This window comes from Nocardiopsis terrae (assembly GCF_014651695.1).
GTDB lineage: Bacteria > Actinomycetota > Actinomycetes > Streptosporangiales > Streptosporangiaceae > Nocardiopsis > Nocardiopsis terrae.
Genome location: NZ_BMXJ01000011.1, coordinates 53,589 through 68,399, shown reverse-complemented (window position 1 = coordinate 68,399; position 14,811 = coordinate 53,589). Strand labels below are relative to the sequence as shown.

Below are 14,811 nucleotides of genomic sequence, written 5' to 3'. Positions count from 1 at the left end.
GGGCCCGCGGGGCCCACCGGCGCGGGGGTCGCCGTGGTGATCGCCGCCAAGAACGAGGCCGAACGCATCGGCACCACCGTCAACGCGGCGCGCACACTCCCCGGTGTCGACCTGATCGTGGTGGTCGACGACGGTTCCACCGACCGCACCGCCGAGTTGGCGCTGGAGGCCGGGGCCATGGTGCTCAGGCACAGCCGCAACCGGGGCAAGGGCGCGGCCATGGAGTCGGGCGCCGAGGGGGTCCGGGCCCTGGAGGAGGACGAAGGGGTTGAGGGCGCTCTACGGGCCCCGCGGCACCTGCTCTTCCTCGACGCCGACCTCGGCGCGACCGCCAAGGGGGCGGCGCCGCTGGTGGAGCCGGTCCTCGAAGGTACGGCGGACATGACCATCGCCCTGTTCCCCGCGACCCGGATGCGTCTGGGCGGCCACGGTTTCGTGGTCCGCCTGGCCAGGGACGGTGTGCGCAGGGTGACCGGATGGGAACCCGAGCAGCCGTTGAACGGACAGCGCTGTCTGACCCGCGAGGCCTTCGCCGCGGCCCGTCCGCTCGCTCCCGGTTTCGGCGTGGAGACGGGGCTGACCATCGACGTCCTGCGCGGCGGGTTCCGGGTGGTGGAGGTCGAGGTCCCCCTGGAGCACCGGGCGACCGGCGCGGACCTGCGGGCCCAGCTGCACCGGGCGCACCAGTTCGCGGACGTGGCACGGGCCCTGGCGGCCAGGGAGCTGCGACCGGCGCTGCGCCGGACATGGCGGGGCGTGTTCGGGCGCCCCCGAAGCACCGTTCGCGGACGCTCCCGGGGAACAGGGCGCGTTGCTCGCAAGAATCGCCAGGAGTAACCCCATGGGCGCGATGTGTAGCGCTACGCTCGCGCTGTGCTCACTATGATCATGGCTTCCATCGCTCTGCTCGCCGGGTCGGGCGGGCTCGCCCTCGGCGTGTACGCGCTGTCCAGGACCCGCGAGATCCGGTCCGAGTACCGCGCACTGGCCCAGCGCGCCCTCGCCGTCAACAGCTCGGGGGCCGACCCCCGCGCCGTCCGCGACGTCGCCGTGCTGCACTACGACGCCCTGGAGGAGATGTCGGGCGCCCGCTCCTTCTCCCTGGCCATGCTCAACAGCCACGGTGACGGGGTGGTCGTCACCTCCATCAACGGGCGCACGGAAACACGCACCTACGCCAAGGCCGTCACCCGGGGCGAGGCCGACCACCTGCTCAGCCCCGAGGAGTACCGGGTGATCCGCTCAGCGCGCCTGGGCAACGGGATCGGCTCCCCGGCCGCTGAACCCGGGACCCCCGGACCGGGTCGAGCCGAGCGGGCCCGTACGGACCGACCGGCCCACGAGGAGACGGACGCCATGGTCACGGTGGTCCAGGGGGCGGAGAGCCCCGAACCGGACGGGCCGGACACCGGATCCGCCGGGGGATCCGCCACCGCCGGAGGGGCCCCCGGTCCCGCCGCCTCCGGGGGGAGCGGCGGCCCGCGGGCAGCCGAGCCCCGGACCGGGGAGCGGCCCTCCCCTGGCACCGGGGCCGTATAGCCTGAACAGCATGCCCAACCGTTACGCCTACCTCGGCCCCGAGGGCACCTTCACCGAAGCCGCCCTGCGCGATCTGCGCCCCGACGCCGACGACGAGTCCCGCGTCCCGTGTGACGGGGTGACGGCGGTCTTCGACGCGGTCCGCTCCGGAACCGCGGACGGCGGGGTCGTTCCGCTGGAGAACTCGGTGGAGGGCGGGGTCACCACCACGATCGCCGAACTGATCAAGGGCGAACCCCTGCTCGTCACCGGGGAGACCGCGGTCCCGGTCGAGTTCGCCCTGTTCGCCCGTCCCGGAACCGTGCTGGAGGACGTCAAACGGGTGGCCACCCACCCCCACGCCCTCGCCCAGTGCCGCGGCTGGCTCTCCCGCCACATCCCGGACGCCGACACCCACACCGTCTCCTCCACGGCCGCAGCGGCGCGCGCCGTGTCCGAGCCCGGCGCGCCCTACGACGCCGCGATCTGCGCCGTCATCGCGGGCGAACGCTACGGGCTGCACGCCCTCGCCACCGGGGTGGGCGACCGCTCCGACGCGGCCACCCGCTTCATCTACCTGTCCAGGTCCGGGGCGCTCCCCGAACCCACCGGCGCCGACCGGACCTCCCTGGTCGCCTTCATCGCCGACGACCACCCCGGCGCGCTCATCGAGGTGCTCAACCAGTTCGCGGTTCGCGGGGTCAACCTCACCCGCCTCGAGTCGCGCCCCACCGGCGACGGCCTGGGCAGCTACTGCTTCTGCATCGACGCCGAAGGACACGTGGCCGAGGCCCGCGTGGGCGAGGCCCTCATGGGCATCCGCCGCGTCTGCCGGGACGTACGCTTCCTGGGCAGCTACCCGCGCGGCGGCCGCGACACCGGGACCGCCCCCGCGATGCGTCCGCGCTCCGCCACCGACGCGGACTTCGCCGAGGCCGAGCTCTGGCTCGCCCGCATCCGCGCCGGCGACGTCGACTGAGGACGCGCCTCAGACCTGCACGGGCGTCTGCGGCCCGTCCTCGAACAACCACTCCTCCGCGGCCGCGCGGCGCAGCTCCAGGTACAGCGCCAGCCGCAGCGCCGTGTCCTCCGGACGCGCGTCGTCGAGCGCCTCCAGGGCTCCGGCGAGTTCCTCGGTGGTCATCTCACCCAGCGGTTTCACGACTACTCCCCACGATCCGTGTGCCGCCGGGAACCCTCGCTCCCGGCTGACCCTGTCGATGGGGATACGGGGACGGGGGGTTTCCATGACGTGACTGTCGGCAAAAGATGTGGGCCGGGGTTGGGGCGGGCGGTAACCTGCAAGACGTGATCGACCTTCGCGCTCTTCGAGAAGACCCCGAACGACTCCGTGCATCGCAGCGGGCCCGCGGCGAGGACCCCTCCGTCGCCGACCGGCTGCTCGAACTGGACTCCAGCCGGCGCTCCGCGCTGGGCCGGTTCGAGACTCTGCGCGCCGAGCAGAAGAGCGTGGGCAAATCCGTCTCCAAGGCCTCGCCGGAGGAACGGGAGGAGCTCCTCACCCGGGCCAAGGCGCTCTCCGCCGAGGTCAAGGAGGCCGAGGCCGAGGCCGGCCGTCTCGGCGACGAGCTCGACGCCGTCCTGGTACGCGTGCCCAACCTCGTCGAGGAGGGGGCGCCCGAGGGCGGTGTGGACGACTTCGTGGTCCTGGAGACCGTCGGCGAGCCCCGCGAGTTCGACTTCACCCCGCGCGACCACCTGGAACTGGGCGAGATGCTCGGCGCCATCGACATGGAGCGCGGCGCCAAGGTCTCCGGCGCCCGGTTCTACTTCCTCACCGGAGTGGGCGCCCAGCTGGAGCTGGCCCTGCTCAACATGGCGATGAACCAGGCGGTCGAGGCCGGTTTCACCCCGATGATCCCGCCGGTCCTGGTCAAGCCCGAGACCATGGAGGGCACCGGTTTCCTCGGTGAGCACTCCGACGAGGTCTACCGCCTGCCCGACGACGACCTCTACCTCGTGGGCACCTCCGAGGTGGCCCTGGCCGGGTACCACGGCGGCGAGATCCTGCCCGCCGACGCGCTGCCCAACCGCTACATCGGCTGGTCGTCCTGCTTCCGCCGCGAGGCCGGGTCCTACGGCAAGGACACCCGGGGGATCATCCGGGTCCACCAGTTCAACAAGGTGGAGATGTTCGTCTACACCCACCCCGACCAGGCGCACGAGGAGCACAAGCGGCTCCTGGCCTGGGAGCGGCAGATGCTCGACAAGCTCGGCCTGCCCTACCGGGTGGTGGACATCGCCGGTGGGGACCTCGGCACCAGCGCGGCCCGCAAGTACGACTGCGAGGCGTGGGTCCCCACCCAGGAGACCTACCGCGAGCTGACCTCCACCTCGAACTGCACCGAGTTCCAGGCCCGGCGGCTCAACGTGCGCTACCGGGACTCCGACGGCAAGCCGCGCTTCGCCGCCACCCTCAACGGCACGCTCGCCACCACCCGGTGGATCGTCGCGATCCTGGAGAACCACCAGCGCGAGGACGGTTCCGTGGTCGTCCCCGAAGCCTTGCGCCCCTACCTGGGCAGGGACGTCATCGAACCGGTCCAGGCACCCAAGGGCGGCACGGCCAGGAAGAAGTAGCCCCCGGCGGCCCGCGACGGGCCGACCGGCGGCGCGACGGAGCCCGCCCCGCACCGGGGACGGGCTCCGTTCACGTACGCGGTGTTCTCGTGTACGCGGTGGCCGCCGCACGGTGTCCGTGCGGGCGGCGCCCCGGCTTCCGTTACAGGTAGGGGCCCGACCCCATGTGCGGCTGCTCGCCCTGGCCCTCGGCGCCAGGACCCTGGGCCTGGAGCCCGGAGATCCCCGGGGGGAGTGCCTTGCGCATGTTCTCCAACTGGGCGCGGGCCGCCATCTGCTGGGCGAACAGAGTGGTCTGGATGCCGTGGAAGAGGCCCTCCAACCAGCCCACCAACTGGGCCTGGGCGATCCGCAGCTCGGCGTCGCTGGGCGCCGAACCGTCGGCGAACGGAAGGGTCAGCCGGTCCAGCTCCTCGATGAGCTCGGGCGCGAGGCCGTCCTCGAGCTCCTTGATCGAGGAGGTGTGGATCTCCTTCAGCCGGGCGCGGCTGGCCTCGTCCAGCGGGGCCGCCTTCACCTCGTCCAGCAGTTGGCGGATCATGCTGCCGATCCGCATCACCTTGGCGGGCTGCTCCACCATGTCGGTGAGCGAGCGCGGTTCCCCCGAACCGTCCTCGCCCCCGGATCCGTGGTCCTCGTCGGTTCCGACGACCATGACCTCCGGGTCCTCCTGGTTGTCTGCGTTGCTCATCGATTCCCTAGCTCGGCTCTGTTCGGCACGCTGTCAACGGGTGAGAAGGATCTTGCCGGTGTGCGCGCTCGACTCCATGACACGATGCGCCTCCGCCGCGTCCCCCAGGGGCAGGGTGCGGTCCACGACGGGGCGGATGGCTCCTTCTTCTACCAACGGCCAGACCTCCTCCAGTACTCCCGAGACGATGGCCGCTTTCTCCGCGGCCGGACGGGAGCGCAGCGTGGTCGCCTGGACGGAGAGCCGTTTGGCCAGCATGCGGCCCAGATCGATCTCCGTCCTGCGCCCGCCCATCAGGCCGATGATCACCAGGCGCCCGTTCGCCGTCAGCGAACGCAGGTTCGCGTCCAGGTAGGAGCCGCCCATGATGTCGAGGATCAGGTCGGCGCCGCCCTCGGCCCGCAGGCGCTCGGTGAAGTCCTCGGTCCGGTAGTTCACGGTGATCTCGGCGCCCAGCTCACGGCAGCGCTCCAGCTTCTCCGCGCTGCCCGCGGTGACGGCCACCCGGGCGCCCAGGGCCCGGGCGAACTGGACGGCGAACGTACCGATGCCGCTGCCGCCGCCGTGGACCAGGACGGTCTGCCCGGAGCGCAGGCCGCCGACCATCACCAGGTTGGACCACACGGTGCAGGCCACCTCGGGCAGGGCCGCCGCCTCCGCCAGGCCGACCCCGCGCGGGACCGGCAGGAGCTGGCCGACCGGCACGGCCACCCGCTCCGAGTAACCGCCCCCGGTCAGCAGGGCGCAGACCTGGTCCCCCACGGACCATCCGGAGCCCTCCGTCCCCGGTCCCAGTTCCAGGACGGTGCCCGAGCACTCCAGGCCCGGGTACTCGGAGGCGCCGGGAGGCGGAGGGTAGTTGCCCTGCCGCTGGGCCACGTCGGCCCGGTTGACGGCGGTGGCTGCCACCTCCACCAGGACCTCGCCCTGCTGCAGGGACGGTTCGGGGACCTCGGACCAGGACAGGACCTCTGGCCCGCCCGGTTCGGTGATTCGGATCGCGTGCATGTGGCCGACAGTACCCAGCCGCGCAGCCGGGCGGCACCCGACCTCTGGGCGGGGCGCCGGATCTCTGGTCGGCGGGCCCGGAAGGATGCTTTGCTGTGTCTGTGCGGGTAAGAGAACACCCGAGGGCCGTACCCGACGCTCCCCTACGGGAGGGCCCTTCCTCCACAGCAGACCCCCTTGACGCAGGAGAGCCCCGGTGGCACAGCACGAGCAGAACGGGTCAGGCGCCGAGCCGGAGCCGCACGAGCGCACGGAGCCGATCTGGCGGCGGACGGACGACACGGACGCCCCGGAGGGGCCCGGTGAGCCGTCGGCCGGGGCCGTCCCGGACCCGGCCGTGTCCTCGCCCAGCCCCAGGGAACAGTGGTTCGGCGGGTTCGAGGGCGCGGCTCCGCCCCCGCCCCCCTACGCCCGGCTGCCGGAGGACGCCCCGCCCCCGTCGCCGGGGGCCGCTTTCCCGGCGCCCGCGCCCGAGGAGGACCCCGAAGCCCCGGAGGACCCCGAGGTCCCCGAGGCCACGGAGGCCGCCGGGGACGGTGCGGAGGAGGCCGGGGACGAACAGGCCGGCGAGGAGGCCCCGGACGACCCCGAGGAGACGCGGAGCAGCACGCTCCGGCTGATGCCGGGCGTCCGGAACCGTCCGAACCGGCCCGCCGTTCCGTGGCGGGACGGCAGGCCGGTTCGGCCCGCCCGCCCCGGAGGAGCGGACCGCGGTGAACAGGACCCCCTGGGGCCCCGGAAGCTGCGCAGCGACCCGGACGTCCCCGAACCCGAACAACTGCCCCCGCTGGAGACCGAACACCCGGGACCCGAGAGGCCGGCCCTCGGAGAACCGGGCCCCGAACGCCCGGGACCGGAGGCCACCCCCTGGCGCGGGGTCGCGCCGGGGGGCACGGGCGCAGGGGCCCCCGACGCATCCGGGTTCCGGAACACCCCCGTGAACGCTCCGGCCCCGGAACCGGCCACGGCCGAACGGACCGAACCGCCGTCCTCCCGGCCGAGCCCGCCGCCGTCCCTGACCGGACCGCGCGACCCCGGGCCGGACCCCGCACCGTGGGCCGGTCCGGGGCAGGCCCCCGCCCGCCGCCAGGACCCGAACCACGGGGAGACCTCCGACTCGCTCAACGCCGCCACCCTGGTCCGCAACCGCCGCCAGGGCCCCGGCGGGGGGTGGCGCAGGGCCGTGCACACCGCCAGCCTCGGCCTGATCAACCCGGGTGAGTCCCCGCGGGTGCTGCGCCAGCGGGAGCTCGTCGCCCGGGCCTGTACCCCGGTCGCCACGGGGCACCACCGGGTGGCCGTGCTCAGCCTCAAGGGCGGGGTCGGCAAAACCACCACCACGGTCGCCCTGGGCTCCACCCTGGCCTCCCTGCGCGGTGACCGGGTACTCGCGGTCGACGCCAACCCCGACCGGGGCACGCTCTCGGACAAGGTGCGCCTGGAGACCGCGGCCACCATCCGGGACCTGCTCAACGAACGCCACCTGGTCTCCCGCTACGCCGACATCCGCGGGTTCACCTCCCAGGCGCCCAGCCGCCTGGAGATCCTCGCCTCCGACCGCGACCCGGCGGTCTCGGAGGCCTTCAGCGACGCCGACTACCGCGAGGTGGCCCGGATCGTCGAGCACTTCTACTCCATCTGCATCACCGACTGCGGGACGGGGCTCCTGCACGCGGCCATGCGCGGGGTGCTCGGCCTCGCCGACCAGGTGGTGCTGGTGAGCTCGGCCTCCGTGGACGGCGCCCGCAGCGCCAGCGCGACCCTCGACTGGCTGGAGGCCCACGGGCACGGGGACCTGGTCCGGGGCGCGGCCGTGGTGCTCTCCATGGTGCGCTCCAACAGCAAGAGCAGCGTCGACCTGAACCGGCTCGAGGAGCACTTCGCCGGGAGGTGCCGGTCCGTGGTTCGGGTCCCCTGGGACGGGCACCTGGAGGAGGGAGCCGAAGTGGACCTGGAGCAGCTCGCCCCCGCCACCAAGGACGCCTACCTCCAGTTGGCCGCGAGCGTGGGGGAGGCCTTCGCCCGCCAACCGTGACCGGTGGGGCCCCGACAACGCGCGGACCGCCCCCTCGGTGGTTTCCCACCGCACGGTCCCGAGAATGGAGGGGAGTGGAAGAGGTGGACATGAACGCACAGGAACGCCCGCCGGCGGTCATCGTGGGGGTGGACGGTTCACCCGCCGCCCACGAGGCCCTGGTCTGGGCGGCGGAGGCCGCCGCCAGGCGCCGGGAACAGCTCAGGATCGTGCACGGTCTCGGGGTGCCGACGGTGGTGGGGACCCTCCCCGGCGCCGGCGGGGTGGAGCGGCACAGCGCCGTCGAGGCGGTCCGGGAGGCCGGGCAGGCACTGCTCGCCGAGAGCGCCGAGTACGCCCGCGGGGCCCGTCCGGACCTGGACGTGGCGACCGTGCTGGGAGTGGAGGACGCACCGGAGGTCCTGCTCAACGAGGCCGGGCACGGGGACGTCATCGTCGTCGGCTCGCGCGGGCTGGGGGCGGTCCGGGCGATCGTGCTCGGCTCGGTGAGCGTGCGGACCTCCGCACACGCGCCCTGCCCGGTGGTCGTGGTGCCCGAACCGGACGGGCGGGACCGGCACAGGGGGAAGGTGGTCGTCGGTGTGGACGGCTCCGACTCCTCCCGGAGGGCCCTGCGTTTCGCCCTGGACCACGCGCTGGTCACGGATTCGTCGGTGGTGGTGGTCAACAGCTGGGAGGTGCCGCTGCCGGAGGATTCGGCGTCGCTGGCCGCAGACGCCCAGTCACTGCACGAGGAGGTGTTCGACCGCCAGTCGGAGGAGATCGTCGCCGGGGTGTTGGCCGAGGTGGTCGACGACCGGACCGAGGCCCTGGACATCACCGCCGTCCGGATGCAGGCCGACCCGGCGCAGGCCCTGCTCAGGGCGGGGGAGGACGCCGACCTGATCGTGGTGGGCTCCCGGGGGCGCGGCGGCGTCCGGGGGCTGGTGCTGGGGTCGACCAGCCAGGGGGTGCTGCACGACGCACGGGGCCCGGTCGCGGTGCTGCCTCCGCACTCCGACGAGACAGACCGATGACCAGGGGCGCACGTTCGAAGGGCTTTCTGCCCTGTGCCGGTCCCGCATGATCCTGCTGTACTCGGTGAGGATGGTGGGCAGCGCCTAAAGGGGGAACCATGGCAAACAGCAAAGTGGTAGTGGGAACGGACGGATCGGACCACTCCGGGGCGGCCCTGGAGTGGGCGGCGGCGGAGGCCGCGCGCCGCGGCGTCCCGCTGCACATCGTGCACGCTCTGGGTATGCCGCTGATCGTGTCCGCCTACGGGGGACCGTCCCGGTTCGAGCCGTCCGAGGAGATGTCGGGCCAGGCCACCGCCGTTCTCGCCAACGCCGTCGAACACGCCCGCAGCGTCCGGCCGGAGGTGGAGATCGAGTCGGTGACCGCGCTGGAGGAAGCACCTCTGGCGCTGATCCGGCAGAGCCATCCCGGCGACCTGATCGTGCTGGGCACCCGGGGCCTGGGCGCCGTCGCGTCGATGTTCGTGGGCTCCGTCAGCGTTCGGGTGGGGGCCCAGGCTCCGTGCCCGGTCGTGGTGGTCCCGTCCGACGACAGCGGCAAACCGGCCACCACCAAGCTGGACCGGATCGTCGTCGGAGTGGACGCCTCCAGGAACTCCCGACGCGCCCTGGGGCTGGCCGTGGACATGGCCGCGGAGACCGAGGGCGAGGTCGTGGTGGTCAACAGCTGGGAGGTGCCGTACCCGTACGACCCGCTTGCGATGGCCGCCGCGGGTTACCAGCCGCAGGAGACCCTGTTCGATCAGCAGTCCGAGCATTTGGTCGCGGAGCTGCTGGCGGACGTCATGGACGACCAGCGCGAGGACACCAACGTCGAGGTCTCCGTCGTACGGACCCAGTCCAACCCGGTGGACGCCCTTCTGGAGGCCTCGGCCGAGGCGGACGCCGTCGTCGTGGGTTCCCGGGGCAGGGGCACCGTGCGGGGCCTGCTGCTGGGTTCGGTGAGCCAGGGGGTGCTGCACCGGTCGAAGGTCCCGGTGGTGGTGCTCCCCAGGCACGCCGACGAGGACGACTAGCGCGGATCAGGGGGGCGGGCCCGCCGGGCCCGCCCCCCTGTGTCCTTTCGGTCCTGGAAGTACAGGACCCGCCCCTGCACGTAGGCGCAGGCGGCCAGGAGCAGACAGAGCAGCCAGGTGACGAAGAGGTCCCAGGCGCCGAACGCCCACCATCCGCTGAGGTTCCGTCCGTAGACGAGCCAGAGGGCGCCGAGCACGGTGACGGCGGCGCTGACGACCAGGCACCAGGGTCGAGGGGGACTGGGGGAGGCCGGGGCCATGCGGTGGGGGCGTCCGCTCTGTGTTGGGTTCCAGGGCGGTCCAGGCTAACCGGAGGGGCCTCCTGCCGCCGGTGCCAGGCTGGCTCCCGCACACGGGCGCGTGGCGGGTCCCTGGAGACACCGAAGGCCGCCCACGAATCCCGTGGGCGGCCTTCGACGTGTACCTCTACCGCGGAGGGTGTGGGATTTGAACCCACGAAGCCCCGTTGCACCGGGGGACCCTAACGACCTGTCGACAAAGCGACGAATGGCTTTGTGACCTGCGCTGATGTTCCGAGGGCTTCCCAGCGCTTCCGGAGCCCTCTCGGAGCTATGTGCACTGAATGTGCATCGCTGGGGGTGCAGCTCCTGCTGTTTTGAGGGCGCGCACGAGTGTCAGCAAAGCTTTCAGATTGGGAAGCCGAGAACGCCTCCGATGCCTGACCTCGAAACTCGCTTACCTGCGATGACGTGGCCGGTCTCCCCGAGATTCCCCGTAGTTCCCCGTTGCTGCCCGCCCTGTGTGGCACGTGTGTGGCACAGCTCTGTCCCTGTTATGTGAACAGAGCACAGATTGTCACACCTGCTCGGTACGGTCCTGGGTAGAGCGGTTGACCCTGTGCCAGAAGTACTGAGCAGTGGTCTACGAGCCGCAGCTGTGTTGCTTCGGCCCGCGCTCGGAAGGGGAGGGACTATGTCCCCGAGACATGTGAAGGTAAGGCTGGACTGCCGAGGTGCCCGTCAGGCTATTGACTTGTGCGTGCAGGTCGAACGGCAGGTTCCTGAGCCACTGCGGTGCACTCCGGGTGGTGGAAGGCCCGTGGGGAGTGGAACCGGGCCCAGTTTCTGCTCTGAGTGCGATGGCCTCCTCAAGGACGGTAGCCGCCTTCGGGCACACGTCAACGACCTGACCAGAGGTGGCTGGGGCCGCTGGGTACGGGCTGGGTCGGTGGTCATCGGATGCGGCGGCTCGTAGGGGGAAACCATCCGGCTGGAGCTCCTGACCTGAGGCACGTAGCTCTAGCCGGGATGTACCGCATGCAGTAACCACGGAATTGGGCCGAGGTGCCCGGTAGCGCTGGTGACGGTCACCCATGACGGTCGCATTCCGCTACCGGGTGCCTCGGGATCTGCGCACGTCATCAACCGATTTCGTTTGAACGGCAACCGTTCGTCTGCAGGCCGCGTCATGATGCCAAGTAGTACGGCCGTCGGCCGTGCGAGGGACCGGGCGGCAGCCCGCAGCCCGAGCGGCGGCCGGAGGCCGCTGCAACGGCGCTTGCACCGTCGCCTTGATTCCATATAGATAAACTCGGCAAAGAAGAGAGGTTCGATTTTGGATTATTCATGGATGGCACAACAGCTTGAGCGATTTATTGTAGAGGCAAACGTTGTAGTCGATGACCAAAAAATAGATTACTCTGGCGGGCTTTGGCGGATGGCCGAGATAGGTCTCCTTCATCGTGAAATGGTAGTTCTTAGAATTGTTAAGGCTTGTGGAATGGTGCCGGTTGATAGGGGTGAGTTTATTAATGTTGTGGATTACTGGAGGAACCTAAGGGATCAGGTTCTTGGGGTTAAGGGAATATGCGATAATTTTGGGGAAATGGAAAGTGCCCTCGCTCCAGAGGGTCCTGTGGCAAGCGCCAGCCACCTTCATGATTGGGTCTGGAGAGCTGCTGAACAGCTTTGGCTCGCAGCGGCGTACCAGGAGGCGGTTAATGCTGCCGCGCGTTCTATTAATGCGAGAATACAGCAAAAGTCCAAAAGGAATGACATTTCAGAGTCGGATTTGGTGATGCAAGTATTTGATATAAAGCCTGCCGAGCCTGGGAAGTCGCGTTTGTGGATGCCGGGAGATCGTTCCGATCCTACTTGGAGAAGTCTTCAGGAGGGGGTTAAGTTTTACGGCGTCGGTTGCTTCAAGGCCATTCGAAACCCTGCTTCGCATAAAGAATTTACTAACTGGGGAGAGCAGGAGGCCATGGAGTACCTGTCTTCTTTTAGTGTCTTTGCTAGGTGGGTTTCTGAATCTCAGCTTGAGTCTGTTGATTGATTTAATTTTTTCATATTCTTTTATTCAAATGCCTTCCATTGTGAAATCTCACGTGAGTTTTATTATCTATTTCTGCGTCCAGTAGGCGGATAGCGTAGGATTCGGTCATTCGGTCTGCTGCCTGATCAGGTGTAATCCATTCGATAGCCGTGGACTCGGAAGTGATGATCTCAACCCCACTTGATGGCTTGCAGCGGAAGACCAAAGCGACGATTCCGCGGGTCATGTTCTTGTAGACGCCCGTGAGCTGCTCCACCTCGACGTGGATGCCGGTCTCCTCTAGGACCTCCCGGACAACACCCTCTTCCGGAGTCTCGTCCAACTCCAGCACTCCGCCGGGCGGCTCCCAATTGCCGTTGTCCCTGCGCTTGATCACCAGCATCCGCCCGTCTTCACGGATGACCGCTCCTGCGACGGACACGGAGTGCAGCGGCGTTGACGGTTTGTCTCCGGTGCTGTTACTCATGTACATGAGCATAGGAGGCATAGAAGGACTATGGCGAGCACTGTAGGGGCGCGGTCTGCGAAGCCCCGGTATCTCCAGATCGCGGACGACATCGAAGAGCAGATCAAGGGCGGGGCCCTGGCCCCTGCTGAGGAGATTCCGAGTGAGACCGCACTGATAGAGCGCTACGGCGTTTCTTCGGGCACCGTTCGCAAGGCGGTTGCTCAACTCCGGGCTATCGGACTCGTGGAGACCCACCAGGGCAAGGGCTCCTTCGTGAAGTCGCGTCCTCCGGTGACCCGCAAGTCCTCCGACCGCTTCCGGCGTTCACACCGTCGTGCGGGCAAAGCCGCCTACATCGCGGAGACCGAACAGGCCGGGGTCAAGCCCACCGTCCAGGTGATCTCCATCGGTCCCGTTCTCGCTCCTGCTGGTATCGCTGAGCGCCTGGGCGTGAATGAGGGAGACAAGGTGCTCGCTCGTCGACGGCTCTACTTCTCCGATGGCACACCCACCGAGGAAGCCACGTCTTACCTCCCGTGGGACGTAGCGCGGGACATCCCCGAACTCTTCGAGGAGAACCCCGGTGGTGGTGGCATCTACGCCCGTCTGGAGGAACACGGGCACGAGTTCGCGGAGTACACCGAGACTGTCCGGGCTCGGCTGGCCACCAAACAGGAGTCGAGTGCACTCGCGCTGAGCCCCGGCGCTCCGGTGATCCACCTGACCCGAAACGCTGTGACGGAGGCTGGGCGCGTGGTGGAGGTGTGCGACACGATCATGGCCGCTGATCAGTTCGTGCTCGACTACAGGATTCCGGCCACCGACTGACGTAGGCGGCCGGTGAAGCTGATCAGGGACTTCACCGAACAGGGTTGACTCATGTACATGAGTGAGGCACCCTTATGGCACTACTCATATACATGAGTGCATGGGTTGTTCTCATGCATATGGGTTGAATCTTGGATGCGCGGTGCCTCTCTGCTCAAGCGGTGCGGGTGCCTCCGGTTCACGGGAGCGTGCTTGGTGGATGCAGTCACAGCCTCGAAGAGGTGCAAGTCCTGTCGAGGGCGGGGGCACAAGACCGTCCGCTCACGGCGACTCGTGGTCGTGCGCTCCGCCGGAGCCCAGCAGTCGGCGATGCGCATCGAGCCCTGCACCGCATGTCGGGGGACCGGAACGCACTCCTGAGAACCACTCAAGCCGCACGTGGCTGATCCTTCGCCACGCTGCAAGGCGGCTTGTCGACAAGTGACCCCCGCGACGCGGGCAAGGCGTCCGGGGGCGCGGCCAACCTGAGAAAGCAGGCTGACGTGAGCGACCTTATCGCCCTGATTCGGGCTCTGGTGACTCTGATACGACCCAAACCACGGGGGAGGCATCACCGGAACGGACCTCGGACGGTGCACCTGCCCCCGCCTGCGCGGGTGGAACTGTGGACCGCGCCGGAACCGATCGTGATGGACAGTGGCGACCCCCGTGCCTACAACCTCCTGCGCGGCCCCTACGTGCACTTCGAGCACAAGCGCACTGCGCATCGGATCGAACGGGACAGGCGGGGCCTGCGTCTGCTCGAACAGATCTCGGCTCCGCCCCCGGCAGTCGATGACATGGCTGAGTTGCGCGACCTGGTGCGCACGGCCATCGCGGTCGGGGCGGTGCGCTCATGAGTGGCGAACACACCTCACCTCCGGCGGACCGTGCCGCGTTCTACGCCTGGTCTCGCGCCCACGGTGTGCGTGTGCGGGTGGCCTGCGAGGACTGGCTGTCCATCACCTACGAAACCGTGGGCACCGGCCCTGACGGGAAACCGGTGGTCCAACGCCTGCGGTGCGAGCTGCCGCCCCAGGTCGCCCGGCGCCGGCTGCGGCTGTCCTACGTCGTGGGCCTGTCCCACGTGGTGGACGGTGCGGTGTGCAACCACGTCCGCACGGTCACCCCTCCTGTACTGACCTCGGGTGAGGTCGCCGCCCGGCATGACGTGGGTCTGGTGGCCGCTGCCCTGGTCGAGGGCGAACGCCGTGCCCTGTGCGGTGCCACGGTGGAGAACCTGAGCGTCTACGTCGTGGAACGGGCCGCGAACTGGCGACCGTTCTAGATACCCCCGCGTGCCCTGACGTCTCGCCCGAGACCACGGAGGCCAGGGCACGCGGGCTCTCCTCCTCCGGCGATGTGCGCACCTGCTC

16 protein-coding genes are annotated in these 14,811 nt (G+C 69.5%); 11 read left to right on the top strand and 5 right to left on the bottom strand.

Annotated elements, in window-relative coordinates:
• Positions 1-33 precede the first annotated feature (33 nt).
• Genes IE195_RS25180 through pheA form a run of 3 tightly spaced genes read left to right on the top strand, consistent with a single transcriptional unit; the run spans position 34 to position 2,497 of the window.
• Positions 34-837, top strand: coding sequence for a glycosyltransferase family 2 protein (locus IE195_RS25180; RefSeq protein ID WP_191276137.1), 804 nt, complete (start codon positions 34-36; stop codon positions 835-837).
• Positions 838-888: 51 nt separating this feature from the next.
• Entirely contained in the window at positions 889-1,539 is a 651-nt protein-coding gene (locus IE195_RS25175) for a DUF4446 family protein (protein ID WP_225942598.1), read from the top strand.
• Between the two features lie 10 nt (positions 1,540-1,549).
• Positions 1,550-2,497: a prephenate dehydratase gene (gene pheA / locus IE195_RS25170; protein WP_191276080.1), complete on the top strand. Its 948-nt coding sequence runs from the start codon at positions 1,550-1,552 to the stop codon at positions 2,495-2,497.
• 9 nt (positions 2,498-2,506) lie between these two features.
• Here the strand turns inward: pheA and IE195_RS25165 are convergent, their stop codons facing one another.
• The gene (locus tag IE195_RS25165; protein ID WP_191276078.1) at positions 2,507-2,680 is read right to left on the bottom strand and encodes a hypothetical protein; all 174 of its coding nucleotides are present in this window, start codon (positions 2,678-2,680) and stop codon (positions 2,507-2,509) included.
• A 146-nt stretch (positions 2,681-2,826) separates the two neighbouring features.
• Between IE195_RS25165 and serS the strand changes: the two genes are divergently transcribed.
• Positions 2,827-4,119 (top strand): serine--tRNA ligase, encoded by a 1,293-nt coding sequence (gene serS / locus IE195_RS25160; protein WP_191276076.1) that lies wholly within the window; start codon positions 2,827-2,829, stop codon positions 4,117-4,119.
• Positions 4,120-4,261: 142 nt separating this feature from the next.
• On the opposite strand, the gene IE195_RS25155 is transcribed toward serS, so the two are convergent.
• Positions 4,262-4,810 (bottom strand): bacterial proteasome activator family protein, encoded by a 549-nt coding sequence (locus IE195_RS25155; protein WP_191276074.1) that lies wholly within the window; start codon positions 4,808-4,810, stop codon positions 4,262-4,264.
• Positions 4,811-4,843: 33 nt separating this feature from the next.
• Positions 4,844-5,818 (bottom strand): NAD(P)H-quinone oxidoreductase, encoded by a 975-nt coding sequence (locus IE195_RS25150; protein WP_191276072.1) that lies wholly within the window; start codon positions 5,816-5,818, stop codon positions 4,844-4,846.
• Between the two features lie 196 nt (positions 5,819-6,014).
• On the opposite strand from IE195_RS25150, the gene IE195_RS25145 reads away from it, so the two are divergent.
• From IE195_RS25145 to IE195_RS25135, 3 genes are all read left to right on the top strand, one after another.
• Positions 6,015-7,853, top strand: a complete 1,839-nt coding sequence (locus tag IE195_RS25145; protein WP_191276070.1) for a MinD/ParA family ATP-binding protein — start codon at positions 6,015-6,017, stop codon at positions 7,851-7,853.
• Positions 7,854-7,942: 89 nt separating this feature from the next.
• Positions 7,943-8,869: a universal stress protein gene (locus IE195_RS25140; protein ID WP_191276069.1), complete on the top strand. Its 927-nt coding sequence runs from the start codon at positions 7,943-7,945 to the stop codon at positions 8,867-8,869.
• 98 nt (positions 8,870-8,967) lie between these two features.
• Positions 8,968-9,885 carry a universal stress protein gene (locus IE195_RS25135; protein ID WP_191276066.1) on the top strand — a complete coding sequence of 306 codons (918 nt, stop codon included), beginning with the start codon at positions 8,968-8,970 and terminating at the stop codon, positions 9,883-9,885.
• Here IE195_RS25135 and IE195_RS25130 read toward each other — a convergent pair.
• Positions 9,882-10,145, bottom strand: coding sequence for a hypothetical protein (locus IE195_RS25130; RefSeq protein ID WP_191276064.1), 264 nt, complete (start codon positions 10,143-10,145; stop codon positions 9,882-9,884). The two genes, IE195_RS25135 and IE195_RS25130, sit on opposite strands and share 4 nt — an antisense overlap.
• 1,330 nt (positions 10,146-11,475) lie before the next feature.
• Here IE195_RS25130 and IE195_RS25125 point away from each other — a divergent pair.
• On the top strand, positions 11,476-12,180 hold the full coding sequence (locus IE195_RS25125; RefSeq protein ID WP_191276062.1) for a TIGR02391 family protein: 705 nt from the start codon (positions 11,476-11,478) through the stop codon (positions 12,178-12,180).
• Between the two features lie 10 nt (positions 12,181-12,190).
• Here IE195_RS25125 and IE195_RS25120 read toward each other — a convergent pair whose 3' ends face one another.
• A complete protein-coding gene (locus IE195_RS25120; protein ID WP_225943749.1) occupies positions 12,191-12,652 on the bottom strand; it encodes an NUDIX hydrolase in 462 nt (153 codons plus the stop codon).
• Between the two features lie 24 nt (positions 12,653-12,676).
• Between IE195_RS25120 and IE195_RS25115 the strand changes: the two genes are divergently transcribed.
• The 3 genes from IE195_RS25115 to IE195_RS25105 all read left to right on the top strand — a co-directional run bounded on the left by IE195_RS25115 (position 12,677) and on the right by IE195_RS25105 (position 14,723).
• The gene (locus IE195_RS25115) at positions 12,677-13,456 is read left to right on the top strand and encodes a GntR family transcriptional regulator (RefSeq protein WP_191276058.1); all 780 of its coding nucleotides are present in this window, start codon (positions 12,677-12,679) and stop codon (positions 13,454-13,456) included.
• A 596-nt stretch (positions 13,457-14,052) separates the two neighbouring features.
• A complete protein-coding gene (locus IE195_RS25110; RefSeq protein WP_229826443.1) occupies positions 14,053-14,295 on the top strand; it encodes a hypothetical protein in 243 nt (80 codons plus the stop codon).
• The gene (locus IE195_RS25105) at positions 14,292-14,723 is read left to right on the top strand and encodes a hypothetical protein (RefSeq protein WP_191276056.1); all 432 of its coding nucleotides are present in this window, start codon (positions 14,292-14,294) and stop codon (positions 14,721-14,723) included. Before IE195_RS25110 ends, IE195_RS25105 begins: the two co-directional genes overlap by 4 nt.
• The last annotated feature ends 88 nt before the right edge of the window (positions 14,724-14,811 follow it).

Excerpts from the sequence above, each read along its gene's own strand:
- IE195_RS25175 (WP_225942598.1), top strand. The coding sequence starts at position 889 with ATGGCTTCCATCGCTCTGCTCGCCGGGTCGGGCGGGCTCGCCCTCGGC.
- pheA (WP_191276080.1), top strand. The coding sequence starts at position 1,550 with ATGCCCAACCGTTACGCCTACCTCGGCCCCGAGGGCACCTTCACCGAA.
- IE195_RS25155 (WP_191276074.1), bottom strand. The coding sequence starts at position 4,810 with ATGAGCAACGCAGACAACCAGGAGGACCCGGAGGTCATGGTCGTCGGA.
- IE195_RS25150 (WP_191276072.1), bottom strand. The coding sequence starts at position 5,818 with ATGCACGCGATCCGAATCACCGAACCGGGCGGGCCAGAGGTCCTGTCC.
- IE195_RS25140 (WP_191276069.1), top strand. The coding sequence starts at position 7,943 with ATGAACGCACAGGAACGCCCGCCGGCGGTCATCGTGGGGGTGGACGGT.
- IE195_RS25135 (WP_191276066.1), top strand. The coding sequence starts at position 8,968 with ATGGCAAACAGCAAAGTGGTAGTGGGAACGGACGGATCGGACCACTCC.
- IE195_RS25130 (WP_191276064.1), bottom strand. The coding sequence starts at position 10,145 with ATGGCCCCGGCCTCCCCCAGTCCCCCTCGACCCTGGTGCCTGGTCGTC.
- IE195_RS25125 (WP_191276062.1), top strand. The coding sequence starts at position 11,476 with ATGGCACAACAGCTTGAGCGATTTATTGTAGAGGCAAACGTTGTAGTC.
- IE195_RS25120 (WP_225943749.1), bottom strand. The coding sequence starts at position 12,652 with ATGTACATGAGTAACAGCACCGGAGACAAACCGTCAACGCCGCTGCAC.
- IE195_RS25115 (WP_191276058.1), top strand. The coding sequence starts at position 12,677 with ATGGCGAGCACTGTAGGGGCGCGGTCTGCGAAGCCCCGGTATCTCCAG.
- IE195_RS25105 (WP_191276056.1), top strand. The coding sequence starts at position 14,292 with ATGAGTGGCGAACACACCTCACCTCCGGCGGACCGTGCCGCGTTCTAC.